The organism is Candidatus Pantoea rara (assembly GCF_051136265.1).
Lineage (GTDB): Bacteria > Pseudomonadota > Gammaproteobacteria > Enterobacterales > Enterobacteriaceae > Pantoea > Pantoea rara.
The window spans coordinates 596,813-610,825 of record NZ_CP194942.1; the positions used below are offsets into that span (position 1 = coordinate 596,813).

Here is a 14,013-nt window from a genome sequence, read left to right on the forward strand (position 1 = left end):
AACATCTCTCCGACGCGGTGCAATGGTGCCGGGCGGGCAGGGATTGATCCTGCGATCCGCATTCCAATAATATGCGGAGGCGATGATCTTTATGTATCAACCAGGGAGCGCAGGTGAAAGCAAGTAAGCACGCATTAAACTGGACCACACTTCTGATCGCCATTCCGGTCGGGTGCGCGGCGTCGCTGGTGACGCTGGCTTTTCGCGGCGTGATTGAACTGATCAACCATCTGCTGTTTGCCCGCAGTGGTGAGATTACCGACTCCCTGCATCTCTGGCCGTGGATCTTCTGGCCGCTGCTGGTGGGGGCGGGCGGCGTGCTGGCGGGTTATTTCCTGCGTTACGCGGTTGCCATCGAGCAGCAGCAGACGGTGAAAACAGATTATCTTGAAGTGATTAATGCCCGGCTTGATGCGGTGCCGACCAAAACGTCGCTGTTCCGTGCCCTGTCGTCGATTGCCAGTATCGGCAGCGGGGCATCGATCGGTAAAGAGGGGCCGATGGTGCAGCTCTCGGCATTGTGCGGCAGTGCGATTGGCCGCCTGTTACCGGCGTCTCTTAATCTGAAGAACAGTGACGTGGTGGCGATGGCCGCCGCAGCCGGCCTTGCGTCGGTCTATCATGCGCCGCTGGCCTCGGCGATTTTTGTGGCGGAAATTGCGTTTGGTATTTCTGCGTTGCAGCGGCTAATCCCTCTGATTATCGCCTCAGCAACGGCGGTGATGACCATGTGGACGCTGGGCTTTCGTAGCGCGCTCTATCCGCTGGCGGATGCAAACTTCGCCATGGATCTCAGTAGCCTACTGATGACGGTCGTCATTGGTTTGAGCGCCGGTCTGGCGGGCTGGATTCTGATTAAATGCATCGCCCGCAGCAAAGTGCTCTTCAGCCGGGTCGCCTCGCTGCCCGTGCGTCTGGGCGCGGGCGGCTTTGCGGTGGGCTTACTGGCATTGATCTCCACCGATATCCTCGGCAATGGCTACGAAGTCATCGTCAAAGTCATGGCGGGCGACTATCTGCTGCCAGGGCTGCTGCTTTTGCTGGTGCTGAAAACCCTCGCGACCAGCCTGTCGGTGGGGTCGAACGCCGTTGGCGGACTCTTTACGCCCTCGCTGCTGATTGGCGCGCTGCTTGGCGTCATTATCGCGACGCTGGGGGCGGCGTTACATCTGCCGCTCGGCAATGTGCTGCTCTATGCCGCGATTGGCATGGCGGCGGTGCTGGCGGCGGTGAGTCAGGCGCCGTTGATGGCGATGCTGATGGTGCTGGAGATGACGCTCAACAGCAGCCTGCTGTTTCCGCTGATGATCGCGACTGTGCTGGCGTCGATGGTGGTCTATCGTCTGCAATCCGCCAGTACTTATCCGGTCGTGAGTCATCACTTCAGCCGTTCAGAAGCGAAATATGACTTCGATAACATGCGCATAGCTGAGCTGATCATTCCCGGTGCGGCGTTGCAGCCGGAGGAGTCAGTCGGGCAGGCGCTGGCGGTCAGCTCGCTGAAGCGTGAACGCTATGTCTATGTCATCAATGCCGCAGGCGCTTTCCTCGGCGTGGTCTCGATTCATGAGATTTCGCGCCGGGTGCTGGCGCAGGAGATCACCCTGGACTCACCGGTACAATGCGTCATGGATCAGGATTTTCCGGTGATCTTTGAAAATCAGAGTATGCGTGAGGGCTGGGAGGCGTTTGCGGCAGTCACGCTGGAGCGACTGCCGGTGCTGAATAATCCTCAGGAGCGACGCTTTCTGGGGGCGCTGACCAAAACCAGCCTGATTCAGAAAGCGCAGGAGTTTCTTTAAGCTGCGTTGCCGCGCATCGCCTGGTCTGTCATCCACAGGCGGGCATCAAATTCGAGCTGGTGGTAATCCGGCTCCATATGGCAGCAGAGCTGGTAAAACGCCTTGTCGTGATCTTTCTCTTTCAGGTGTGCCAGCTCATGCACCACGATCATCCGCAGAAATGGCTCCGGTGCGAGACGGAAAAAGGTCGAGATGCGGATTTCCGCTTTCGCTTTAAGCTTGCCGCCCTGGATGCGCGAGATGGCCGTGTGCAGCCCAAGTGCATGCTTCATCACCTTGATTTTGTTATCCCACATCACTTTGCTGATTGGCGGCGCGTTGCGCATATAGCGGTTTTTCAGCGCCTGCGTGTAGTCATACAGCGCTTTATCACTCATCACATCATGGGTGTCAGGATAACGTTCCTGCAGAAACGCGCCTAAGCGCTGATGGGTGATCAGCGTCTGAACCTGCTCAAGAAGGGGGGCAGGGTAACCCTGAAGGTAGATCAGTGAGGACATTAGGGATTCCAGGCGAAAGACAGTATACTGCGCCCCCGATTTTGGGGCGAAAATCAACCAAAGTGTACCACGCCGGAGAATTCATGAGCCAACTTGAACTGAACGATCGCACACTGATCCTGCATCGCTTCCCGCAGATGCGTGACGAAAGTCCATTACAAGCCTGGGATGCGGCTGATGAATATCTGTTACAGCAGGCGCTGCCGGAAGGACCGGTGCTGGTCTTCAACGACAGTTTCGGGGCATTAACCTGCGCCCTGAATCCGCGCACCGTCTGGCATGTCAGCGACTCCTGGCTGAGCCAGCAGGCTGCCCGTCAGAACCTGACTTTCAATGCGCTGGACGACAGCGAGGTTCACTTTGTTGATAGCCTGGCAGAATTGCCTGCGGCCCCGGCGGCGGTGCTGATTAAGATCCCTAAAACCCTGGCGCTGCTGGAGCACCAACTGCGCGCTATTCGCGAAGTCGTCACACCCGATACGGTGATTCTGGCGGCGGCGCGCGCCAAAGAGATCCATAACTCAACCCTGCAGCTGTTCGAACAGATCATCGGTGAAACCAAAACCTCACTGGCGTGGAAAAAAGCACGCCTGATCTACAGCCAGTTCAGTAAGCCTCAACTGCGTGAAGCCACACCTGCACTGGTCTGGCCGCTGGATGGCACTCCTTATCAGATCCACAATTACGCCAATGTCTTCTCGCGTTCTTCGCTGGATATCGGCGCACGACTGTTTGTGCAGCATCTGCCGGAAAACATTGAAGGTGAGATTGTCGATCTGGGCTGTGGCAACGGTGTGGTAGGACTGGTGGCGCTGGAACAGAATCCGCAGGCCGAGGTGCATTTCCTTGATGAGTCTTACATGGCGGTCGCCTCCAGCAAGCTGAATGTGGAAATGAACCGTCCTGATGATCTGTCGCGCTGTCAGTTCGTGGTGAACAATGTGCTGAGCGGCTATCCGTCGGATCGGCTGCACGCGGTGCTGTGCAACCCGCCGTTCCACCAGCAACATGCCGTCACCGATCATCTGGCATGGCAGATGTTCCGCGATGCCAAACGCTGCCTTCAGTATGGCGGCGAGTTGCGCATTGTCGGCAACCGCCACCTCGATTATCACCACAAGCTGAAAAAGCTGTTCGGCAACTGCACACTGATCGCCTCTAACCAGAAATTTGTGGTGCTGCGCGCGGTGAAAATGCGCTAGTCAGACCGTTAAGGCCAGCTGCGTCGCCTGCGCGATGGCGCGGCGCGCATCCAGCTCCTGCGCGACATCTGCACCGCCTATTACCGTCACCACCTGTCCTTTTGCACGCAGCGCGGCTTCCAGCTCGCGCTGCGGCTCCTGTCCGGCACAGATAATCACGTTATCGACCGCCAGCAGCAGGGTTTCGCCGTTGCGCCGCAGGTGCAGGCCGCTGTCATCAATCGCCTGATACTCCACGCTACCCCACATCGCCACGCCACGCGCCTGCAGGCTGGCGCGATGGATCCAGCCGGTGGTTTTTGCCAGCCCGGCGCCCGGCTTACCCGACCGGCGCTGCAGCAGCCAGATTTGTCGTAACGCGTCAGGCGGTTCAGGCTTCATCACGCCGCCGCGCTGCGTCAGGCTGTGGTCGATGCCCCATTCCGCATAAAACGCCGCCAGATCCTCGTCATGTGACGGCTGCGACAGGTACTCCGCCACATCGAAGCCAATGCCGCCAGCCCCGATAATGGCGACCCGTTTACCCACCGGGCGCTTATCGCGCAGCACCGCCAGATAACTCAGCACGCAGGGGTGATCGATGCCCGGAATATCAGGTGTACGCGGCAGTATGCCGGTCGCCAGTATCACTTCGTCGGCATCACTCAGTTGATCCGGCGTGACCCGACAGCCGGTTTTAACCGTCACGCCCGCGGCCGCCAGTTGATGACGAAAATAGCGCAGCGTTTCGCTGAACTCAGATTTGCCGGGAATCTGCCGGGCAATATTGAACTGACCGCCGATCTCCGGCGCGGCCTCATAGAGCGTCACCCGATGTCCGCGCTGCGCCGCCTGCAGCGCATACGCCATTCCAGCCGGACCGGCACCCACCACTGCCAGCCTGCGCGGAGCGGTGCTGGCGATAACCGGCATCAGCGACTCATGACAGGCGCGCGGATTAACCAGGCAGGAGGTGATTTTGCCGGCGAACACCTGGTCAAGGCAGGCCTGATTACAGGCAATGCAGGTATTGATGCTGTCCGGTTCCCCGCGCTGTGCTTTGCTGACAAAGGCGGGATCGGCGAGGAAAGGGCGCGCCATCGAGACCATATCAGCACAGCCTGACTGCAACAGCTCCTCCGCGACGGCCGGATGGTTGATGCGGTTGGTGGCGATCACCGGTACTGAAACATGGGCACGCAGGCGCTGCGTCACCCAGGCAAAGGCCGCGCGCGGCACGCAGGTGGCGATGGTCGGGATGCGCGCTTCGTGCCAGCCAATGCCGGTATTGAACAGCGTAACGCCGCACTGCTCCAGCTCGCCAGCCAGCAGCAATGTCTCCTCCAGCGTACTGCCTTCTTCGACCAGGTCCAGCATTGAGAGCCGGAAGATGATGATAAAGGCGTCGCCGGTGGCGGCGCGAACCGCGCGGGTAATCGCCAGCGCGAACTGCATCCGCTGCCGGAAGTCACCGCCCCAGCGGTCGGCGCGCTGATTGGTGTGCTTCACCAGAAACTGATTAATCAGATAGCCTTCGGAACCCATAATCTCCACACCATCATAGCCCGCCTGCTGAGCCAGTCGGGCGCAGCGGGCAAAGTCATCAATGGTCTGTTCAATCGCCGCCTCGCTCATCGCCTGTGGCGTAAACGGATTAATCGGTGCCTGACGCGCTGAAGGCGCAACCAGATCGGGCTGATAGCTGTAACGGCCGGTATGCAGGATCTGCAGGGCGATTTTGCCCTGATGCTGATGCACTGCCTCCGTGATCTGACGGTGCCAGCTGCACTGCGTCTCGTCGGTGAGCATCGCGCCATGCGCGGTGGTGACGCCCTGCGCATTGGGGGCAATTCCCCCGGTGACAATCAGCGCGACGCCTTCCCGCGCCCGCTCGCCGTAAAACGCCGCCAGGCGGGCTGCGCCATCCGGATGCTCTTCCAGGCCGGTGTGCATTGATCCCATCAGAAAGCGGTTTTTCAGTCGGGTAAAGCCAAGGTCCAGCGGCGTAAACAGTGCAGGATAATCAGGATTGACGGACATGATAGTCACTCACAATAAAGTGGTCGGATGAGTTTACTCTAGCCACTTCTGCGTTAAAAAAAAGTGAAAGAATGTCAGGGTGTGAGTGAAATCATAAACATCGGCAGGTGAGTAGGGCGAGTGGCGCAGTGAGCCTGTGCCTTAAGTAACACCGCCTTCCGTGGCGTGCAGGGCTTGTGATGTTCCTGACGCTGAACCGCTAACGCCGCCGGATCCAGGAATAGCGCGATCGATATCCGCTGCCATGGTGGGTATTAAAGCGGTAGCTGGAACCGCTCTCGGCCATGCAGTAGGTGCAGACATTGACGTTATCGATCTGCGCGGCCGGCACGCCCGCGTTGACCAGCAACTGTATCGCCAGTGCGGGCAGATCGAACCAGACACCCTGCTGATGGGCAGCGGCCTGTGGACGTTGTGCTTGTGAATTTACCGGCTGGTTCCGGTGCCAGCGCAGCCCGGTGGCAAACGCCGGGTTCTGTGCAATCTCCGCCAGCTGCGGTTTGGCCAGCTCATAGCAGCAGGGGCCCATCGCCGGGCCGATCGCCACGACCAGGTCCTGCGGGTTGCAGCCTTGCTCGCCCAGTTTTTCCACGGCGCGGGTCAGCACACCCGCCAGCGTGCCCTTAAGTCCGGCATGCACCGCCGCCACGATCCGCTGTTGGCGGTCGGCGAACAGCACCGGCAGGCAATCGGCGGTGTAGACCGCCACAGGCCGCGTCCCGCTGCCGATCACGCCATCGGACTCACAGCTTTTGGGCGGAATGTTCTCACTATCGGTGACCACGGTTGCGCTGTGGCGCTGATGTCCATAGGCGGCATCGGCGGGAGGCGGCGCACCCGCTGGCTGAAACGCGTAATCGAGCCACTCCAGCGAATCGAGCAACGACGAGCGGGGGATCACGGCCATAAGAATCTCCTGTTATAACAGCGTGCGTTGGGCTGCCCACAGCTTACGTTAACTGCTACATTTTTGAAGCTTCTCCTCAGACCTTTCTCACCTTAAGGATGAAATGATGAAAACCTCCGCAAAACTTGCTGCATCCGGACTGGTCGCGCTGCTGCTTACCGGCTGCGCCTCGTCTTCACATCAGACCGCGCAACAGCAGCTCGGCCAGCAATCGGTGCTGGCTTTAAACTGGTTCCAGCAGTCTGGCGAATATCAGGCGCTGACCTGGCAGGCGTTTAATACTGCGCGCATGGCATTTGATCAGGCACCCTCGCTGACCGGCAAACCCAAAGCGGTGATTGTCGATCTGGATGAAACCATGCTGGATAACAGTGCCTACAGCGCATGGCAGGCGAAGAATGGCCAGCCGTTCAGCAGCAAAACCTGGTCAGCCTGGACGCAGGCGCGTCAGGCGAAAGCGGTGCCGGGCGCGGTTGAGTTCGCACGTCATGTCACAGAAAATGGCGGCACGCTGTTCTACGTGTCGAACCGCGATCAGAAAGATTACGCTGCCACGGTCGCCAATATGGAGCAGCTCGGCTTCCCCAGCGTCAGTGACAAAACGGTACGTCTGAATACCAACAGCTCCAACAAACAGGCGCGTTTCGATGCTATCAAAAATGCGGGCTATAACGTGGTGCTCTATGTCGGTGATAACCTGAACGATTTCGGTGGGGCGACCTGGCATAAAGGGAATCAGACGCGTCGTGATTTTGTTAATCTCAACCATCAGCAGTTTGGGACGCAGTTCATCGTGCTGCCGAACCCACTCTACGGCGACTGGGAGAGCGGAATGGCGGAAAACTACAATAAACTGACCCCGGAACAGCAGCTGTCGGTACGTGAATCACGCCTGCAAAGCTGGAACGGTAAATAATTCGTCAAGAAAAAGAGCCTGCTCGTTCAGGCTCTGTTTATAACTGGCCCTTATTTACTTACCTCCGTCACTATTTTCCTGCAAATTAAATTAATTATCTCTTGCTCCCTTCTTAACTCAATACAGGAATATCTGACTGGCTTAAACCAGTTAAGCCGGTTGATTGTGCTAATGGTTAATTTTTTAATTAAGAGGATTCCTGGTAAAAAGCACGCCGGTTGGTATGGCAGTGAATATCCCTTCACCTATTGCGTGTATTTATTTGTCAGCAATAACTTTAGTTAATTATTGTTATTTTTCCATTTAATTGATTTTACTGGTTTATTAACACTTCCTGCCTGCTGGCACCGATCTTTCCTGCTTAATAAAATTTACGTAGCTCTGACTCTTACTGACGGTGAATTGACAAAAAGCGTGATGTGAAAATGCTGTGAAATATTACTCGTGCATTGAAATTAGTTAGCGTCTATAACCTTTTTCTGTGACTCAGTTCTTATTTACCTGGCGGCTCACGCTTTATTTATGAGCCGATACACTTTGTGGTTAGCCAGGATGCGACATCCCGGTAGTAGAGAGAAGATGATTGTGACGACACTTAAACCCTTATTAGCGAAAAATCGCAGTTGGGCATTACAGCGCCGCCAGCGTAATCCGGATTATTTTAAAAAATTCCTTCATCAGCAAAAGCCACACTCACTCTGGATTGGGTGTTCTGATAGTCGCGTTCCGGCTGAGGTATTAACCGGCTCCCATCCTGGCGAACTCTTTGTGCATCGTAATATCGCCAATATGGTGATTGAGGACGACGACAATTTACTGAGCGTGCTGCAATACGCGCTCTTCTTTCTCGGCGTGAAACGCATTGTACTGAGCGGCCACTATGGCTGCGGCGGCGTGGAAGCCGCACAAAACCTGCCGGGCAGCGTGCTGGACGGACAGGAAAGCGCGCTGGCGAGACGCATTCAGACGCTGCGAAATGATATTCAGCAGGGGCTGGCAGAAAGTCCCGCCTCAGACGCCGCGCCGGGTGAACAGCTCGACCGGCTGGTTGAGGCCAACGTTAAGGCGCAATTCGCCAGACTGGTGAAATCTGAACCGGTCCGGCAAATCTGGCAATCGGGCCAGGAACTGGAGGTGTTTGGTTGTGTTTATGACCTGCGCACCGGCCATCTCAAAGAGCTGATTCATCAATCTGCAGAGGAACCTTCATTATGAACCTCGATACCCTGCGCCGCGACATCCCGGCGGGTCTGGTGGTGTTTCTGGTCGCCTTACCGCTTTGTCTTGGCATCGCCCAGGCCAGCGGGCTACCGCCATTTGCCGGTCTGCTGACCGGTGTCATTGGCGGCCTGGTGGTCACCTCGCTGAGCCCATCCCGGTTTGCCGTCAGCGGCCCGGCGGCGGGCCTGGTTACCATCGTCGTCGCCTCAATGGCGTCGCTAGGCAGCTTCCCGGCTTTTCTCACCGCCCTGATTATCGCCGGCGCACTGCAATGTCTGTTTGGCCTGCTGCGCGCGGGACGGTTTATTTCGCTGGTGCCGGGCAGCGTCATTAAAGGCATGCTGGCGGCGATCGGTTTGCTGCTCATCATGCAGCAGATCCCGGTGGCGCTGGGTGCCGCTGGCGATGCGGAGCTGGTGTCACTGGTGACCGGCGAGATGACCTTCTCGCTGCCCGCAATCCTGGTAGCGGGTGTTGGATTAGCCATTTTATGTCTCTGGACCACCGCGCCGGTGAAACGCATCAAAGCGCTGGCCTGGATCCCCGGCCCGCTGATTGCCGTGCTGATCGGCTGCCTGGCGACAGTGGCAGGAGGGCGACTCTTCCCTGAGATGACCCAGGGCCTGGCGCGTATTTCGCTGCCCGCTTTTGACAGCGTCTCCGCGCTGATGGCGGAGCTGGAAACGCCCGACTGGATGGCCTGGCAGAATCCACAGGTCTGGGTCGTTGCGGTAACGCTCGCACTGGTCGCCAGTCTGGAGACCCTGCTGAGTCAGGAGGCGCTGAAAAAACTGCGTCCTCAGACGCCCGCGCCGTCGCCCAATAAAGAGATGTTCGCGCAGGGTATCGGTAACCTGGCGGCCGGTTTTCTTGGCGCGATGCCGATAACGGCGGTGATTGTGCGCAGTTCAGTCAACGTCAGTGCGGGCGCACAGACCAAACTGTCGATCTTCATTCACGGTGTGCTTTTGCTGATTTGCGGCATGTGGTTCAGTGAGATGCTGAATGCCATTCCGCTGGCCAGCCTCGCTGCCGTGCTGCTCTATACCGGTTATAAACTGGCGACACCGCGACTGTTCGTTGAGCAGTTCCGGATGGGCGCACAGCAGTACGTGCCGTTTCTGGCCACCATCGTTGGGATTATCACGCTGGGTATGCTGGTCGGTATTGGCATCGGCATCGCCACCCAGATCCTCTACAGCATCTACAAGAGTCATCGCAACGCGTTGCAGCTTACCCGCTACGACGACCACTACGTGCTGCGCTTTCAGCAGAACCTGACGTTTATGCACAATCCAAAGTTACAGGGATTGCTGGATGAGATCCCGGAGAACAGTGTGGTCATCGTCGATAACGACAATGCAGAATATATCGATCCCGATGTCAAAGCGGTGCTGAAAGATTTTGGCGATAACGCAGACAAACGCGGTATTCGTCTGAGCCAGTGGCCGGTTGCGGTAAAATAGCGTTAAACGCAACGGTAAAGTCGTCAGAAAGGCAAAAATCGGATATCTCGGATATCCGATTTTTTTATTTGCGAGGCATAATAAGTCCCCAATTTTTACTGTCATCTGATGGCGTTAACCTTTTCAGGCTCACTTCCCTGAGTCAGCCCATGAAGGGGGTTTGATTGCCAGATGACGGTGAGAGTATCCAGGATTTAATCATTCTGACACCACGCGCCTGACCGGGCTGACGTGGACAGCCAGCCTCTCTGCGACAAGGTCCGGATGTATGCGCATACAGCTGTTTGAAGAGCACGACGCTAAGAAGAACGTATTTTCGCTGTTTTTAGTTACGTTGCTATTTAGCTTTATCGGCGGACACCTGCGCATCCCTCAGGAGCTGTCGCTGTTCTGGCCGGTCAACGCGATCGTTACTGGCGTCATCGTCCGGAATCCCTTTCTGCATCGAACCCGCTATTACCTGGCCGTTTTTGCTGCGATGGTGTTTAACGACACTGTTTTTTCGGGCTGGACGCTCTCTGCCTTTACCCTCAACCTGGCGAATCTTCTGTTTGTGCTGGTGGCGGTGACGCTGCTGGTAAAGCATCTTCAGCACGACTCCGGCAGCGAGCGTATTACCAATGTGCTGCGTATTTTCCCGGCCTGTTTGCTGGCCGCGCTGGCCTGTGCCAGCTGGGGCGCACTGGCTCAGCAGGCTGATTTCACGGCCGGACTGGCGACGGCGTGGGGGGAGTGGTTCAGTGAACAATTCTCCACCGGGCTGATGGTGCTGCCGTTTTTGCTGACGCGTGACTGGTCGTCTCTGTCACCCCGCCAGTTTTTACAGATGCGTAAGCTGGCACCGGTTATTGCCGTGATCCTTTCGATGATGATCGGGACGATGATGGGCGTTGCGGGCAGCCTGACGTTTCCGGTTCCGGCGCTGGTGTGGTGCGCCGTCGTGTTGCCGATGCCACTGACCAGCCTGGTGATTCTGCTGGCCGGTATTGCTGAGATCATTCTGGTCTCCCATGGAGTGATGAATATTCGGGGCGATGACACACTGCTGCCGATCAGCCATCTGACCTCAGCGCGGCTGGGCGTGGCGACCATCGCAATCAGCCCACTGATTGTTGCCGCGAGCATGGATGCAATCCGCCAGCTTAATCAGCGGCTGGCGCTGCGCGCGAACTACGATTTCCTGACCCGCCTGCTGTCACGTTCCGGCTTATATGAAAGCCTGCGTGCGGAGCCTATTTTCCCGGATCGCAAGGTGGGCGTGATCCTGCTGGATGTCGACTACTTCAAAGCGATTAATGACAATTTTGGTCACGATGCGGGTGACAGCGTACTGGAAGAGATTGGCCGCCGGATACAGCGTGTAGTGGGTAAGGCGGGGCGCATCTGTCGCTTTGGCGGAGAGGAGTTTGTCGTCGTGCTGTTCGATCAGAACCCCGAAAAGCTCTATTTCCTTGCCGAAAGCATCCGACAAAAGATGGCGAAAGAGAAGTTCTGGCTGCAGGGCAGTACCGCCACGGTAACCGTCAGCCTGGGGCTGGCCCATGGCAGTGCCGATGAGGCGACGGAATGGCACCGCGTGATTAACCGGCTGATCTCTGCGGCGGATAAAAACCTTTATCTGTCGAAGCGCAATGGCCGTAATCAGACTTCGCCGGTTAACTATCGCGGCATTACCAGCGACGTGGCATAGCGCCACGTCACCGGATTCGGTTCGGTCAGCTGACGCTACTTTTCAGGGTGCTGGCCTGCTGGTGGCGTTCAATCGCCAGGTCAATCAGACGAGTGATCAGATCCTGATAGCTCAGTCCGGCCGCCTGCCAGAGTTTCGGGTACATGCTGATATTGGTGAAACCAGGCAGGGTATTCACTTCATTGACGATAATCTCACCATCGTCCGTCAGGAATACATCCACGCGCGCCATGCCAAAGCACTCCAGCGCGGAGAAGACTTTGATGGCAACGTCACGAATTGCATCACTGGTTTCCTGTGCGATGGCCGCCGGGACCACCGTCTGCGCACCGCTCTCAGAGATATATTTGGTGTCATACGAGTAGAAGGCGTCATGCACCACCACTTCGCCGCAGGGGCTGGCTTCCGGCGCATCGTTGCCCAGCACCGCACACTCGATCTCCCGGCCTTTGATACCTTGCTCAATCAGCACTTTGCGGTCGAAAGAAAAGGCCAGCGCCAGCGCAGCATCAAACTCTTCAATGCTATCCACTTTGCTGACGCCAACTGATGATCCCTGGTTGGCGGGTTTGATAAACAGTGGAAGACCAAAGCGGGCAATGACTGCCTCTGCGTCCAGCTGTGCGCGCTGGCCCTGAGTGACGCTCAGCCATGGCGCGACATTAAGCCCGGCATCACGTAACAGGCGTTTGGTGAAATCTTTGTCCATGCTGACCGCAGAGCCCAGCACGTCAGAACCGACAAAAGGTAACGAGGCCATACGCAACAGGCCCTGCAGGGAACCATCTTCACCCAGCGTACCGTGCACGATAGGGAAAATGACGTCGATCTGCGACAGCGGATGGGCGTTGTGGCGGGTGATGATCTGCTGCTGCGTCGTACCCGGCACCAGCGCCACATCTTCAGCGGCATGATTCAGGGCGATCAGCGCCGGATTTTCAGCGTTAAGTAAGAAGTTAGACGCATCATTAAGACGCCAGTGTCCCTGTTTGTCGATGCCCAGCAACACCACGTCAAACCTGGTCTTGTCGATCGCCTCAAGGATATTTTTGGCCGACTGCAACGACACCTCATGCTCAGCCGATTTCCCGCCAAACACGATCCCTACCCGCAACTTTGTCATCTGTTTTGCCCACTGAAAAAATCAAAACCACAAGATAGCATGGGGTTTGCGCGGGTTAAATTACCTGAAATCTAAATGCTGGCGACAGGAATTGCGTCGTCAGGCTGTTTTAATCGCAGCCACCTTTTCTCCATACGGTGTAGACAGGTCCCAGGGATTACTTTGGAGGAAGAGCGGTTGCAGATCAGAAAGGATGAGAGATGACTAAATCTGACGATCGGGCAGAGGGCAATGCGGGATACCGCCGGGTAGGGCTGGAGGATAGTGCAACCCGTTGTCGCACCTCGCTCAGTACGATGTCGTGGGCGCTTTCGGGATAGTGTCCTGAATGTGGCGATGACGCCACATTCAGGACAATGACTGACGATTCGCGAGGCCGCTTGAAAAGATGAAAACTGTGAGCTGAGGTGCAACGATCAGTGGGGGAAGATGACTTCTGCCTGCCTCGCTTGTGTTCACACCAGCAGATAGGAAGAAGAGTACGTTTTCTCAGTTGCTCTCATCTTTATGCGGTACATCATTTCTTTTTGGGTCGGTCGTTATCTTGCATAAAGGTTTGTAGTCAAGACGTGAGACCTTTCTTCTATCCCTGACTGGCTTTCTCTCTTTTTGCTTCCCTGACGTGGCAGGCCACACGCTAAATAACTCTGAGAGTATTTCGAAAATCGGATGCATGGTTATGTTGCTCTCGTCTTCAGGTCAGGCAATGCCAATGACTTTAACATGAAGCTAACATTTAATGAGCTGGATTAATGAGAGGCGTTTAGGGTTAGTTACAGGTGAGAAGCCGGGTCGCTGTTCCCGGCCTCAGCCATTATTGATGCGTCATGGATTCTTTGAAACCGTCTACCGATTCTGCTGTGTGGCGCCGGCCCTGTCATTGAGGATAAAGGCTGGCAGAAGGGACGACTATTCACGGCCTTGATTCGGGCTGCTCAGGATAATCAGTTGAGGATTTCCCATGGCAGTGAAAATGCATCGCCATATTACCGCCTCTCGAAAAGCCAGATACAAAAAAACCGCTTCAATGAGCGGCTTAAGCATATGTTTTCATATGATAAATTTGGTGGCCCCTGCTGGGCTTGAACCAGCGACCAAGCGATTATGAGTCCCAATTCGAAACGAGTGAAATCAGTAACTTACTGATTATTAGGTTTTCTTTAGACC

At 56.4% G+C, this 14,013-nt stretch carries 10 protein-coding genes; 6 read left to right on the forward strand and 4 right to left on the reverse strand.

What is annotated here, in order from left to right:
* Window positions 1-113 precede the first annotated feature (113 nt).
* Entirely contained in the window at window positions 114-1,802 is a 1,689-nt protein-coding gene (locus ACR8BF_RS02910; protein WP_434745525.1) for a chloride channel protein, read from the forward strand.
* Here ACR8BF_RS02910 and ACR8BF_RS02915 read toward each other — a convergent pair.
* A complete protein-coding gene (locus tag ACR8BF_RS02915; protein WP_013359120.1) occupies window positions 1,799-2,302 on the reverse strand; it encodes a M48 metallopeptidase family protein in 504 nt (167 codons plus the stop codon). The genes ACR8BF_RS02910 and ACR8BF_RS02915 overlap by 4 nt on opposite strands.
* Window positions 2,303-2,385: 83 nt before the next feature.
* On the opposite strand from ACR8BF_RS02915, the gene rlmG reads away from it, so the two are divergent.
* Entirely contained in the window at window positions 2,386-3,504 is a 1,119-nt protein-coding gene (gene rlmG, locus ACR8BF_RS02920; protein WP_179898613.1) for a 23S rRNA (guanine(1835)-N(2))-methyltransferase RlmG, read from the forward strand.
* Here rlmG and ACR8BF_RS02925 read toward each other — a convergent pair whose 3' ends face one another.
* Window positions 3,505-5,523, reverse strand: a complete 2,019-nt coding sequence (locus ACR8BF_RS02925) for an FAD-dependent oxidoreductase (RefSeq protein ID WP_434745526.1) — start codon at window positions 5,521-5,523, stop codon at window positions 3,505-3,507.
* A 199-nt stretch (window positions 5,524-5,722) separates the two neighbouring features.
* Window positions 5,723-6,430, reverse strand: a complete 708-nt coding sequence (locus ACR8BF_RS02930; protein WP_434745527.1) for a polyphenol oxidase family protein — start codon at window positions 6,428-6,430, stop codon at window positions 5,723-5,725.
* Window positions 6,431-6,536: 106 nt separating this feature from the next.
* Here ACR8BF_RS02930 and ACR8BF_RS02935 point away from each other — a divergent pair, with 106 nt between their 5' ends.
* From ACR8BF_RS02935 to ACR8BF_RS02950, 4 genes are all read left to right on the forward strand, one after another.
* Window positions 6,537-7,346: a 5'-nucleotidase, lipoprotein e(P4) family gene (locus tag ACR8BF_RS02935; RefSeq protein ID WP_434745909.1), complete on the forward strand. Its 810-nt coding sequence runs from the start codon at window positions 6,537-6,539 to the stop codon at window positions 7,344-7,346.
* Window positions 7,347-7,925: 579 nt separating this feature from the next.
* The gene (locus tag ACR8BF_RS02940; RefSeq protein ID WP_292987991.1) at window positions 7,926-8,561 is read left to right on the forward strand and encodes a carbonic anhydrase; all 636 of its coding nucleotides are present in this window, start codon (window positions 7,926-7,928) and stop codon (window positions 8,559-8,561) included.
* Window positions 8,558-10,033 (forward strand): SulP family inorganic anion transporter, encoded by a 1,476-nt coding sequence (locus ACR8BF_RS02945; RefSeq protein WP_434745528.1) that lies wholly within the window; start codon window positions 8,558-8,560, stop codon window positions 10,031-10,033. Before ACR8BF_RS02940 ends, ACR8BF_RS02945 begins: the two co-directional genes overlap by 4 nt.
* A gap of 268 nt (window positions 10,034-10,301) precedes the next feature.
* Window positions 10,302-11,723 (forward strand): GGDEF domain-containing protein, encoded by a 1,422-nt coding sequence (locus ACR8BF_RS02950; RefSeq protein ID WP_292987987.1) that lies wholly within the window; start codon window positions 10,302-10,304, stop codon window positions 11,721-11,723.
* A 25-nt stretch (window positions 11,724-11,748) separates the two neighbouring features.
* Here the strand turns inward: ACR8BF_RS02950 and ddlA are convergent, their stop codons facing one another.
* Window positions 11,749-12,846, reverse strand: coding sequence for a D-alanine--D-alanine ligase (ddlA, locus tag ACR8BF_RS02955; RefSeq protein WP_434745529.1), 1,098 nt, complete (start codon window positions 12,844-12,846; stop codon window positions 11,749-11,751).
* Window positions 12,847-14,013 lie beyond the last annotated feature (1,167 nt).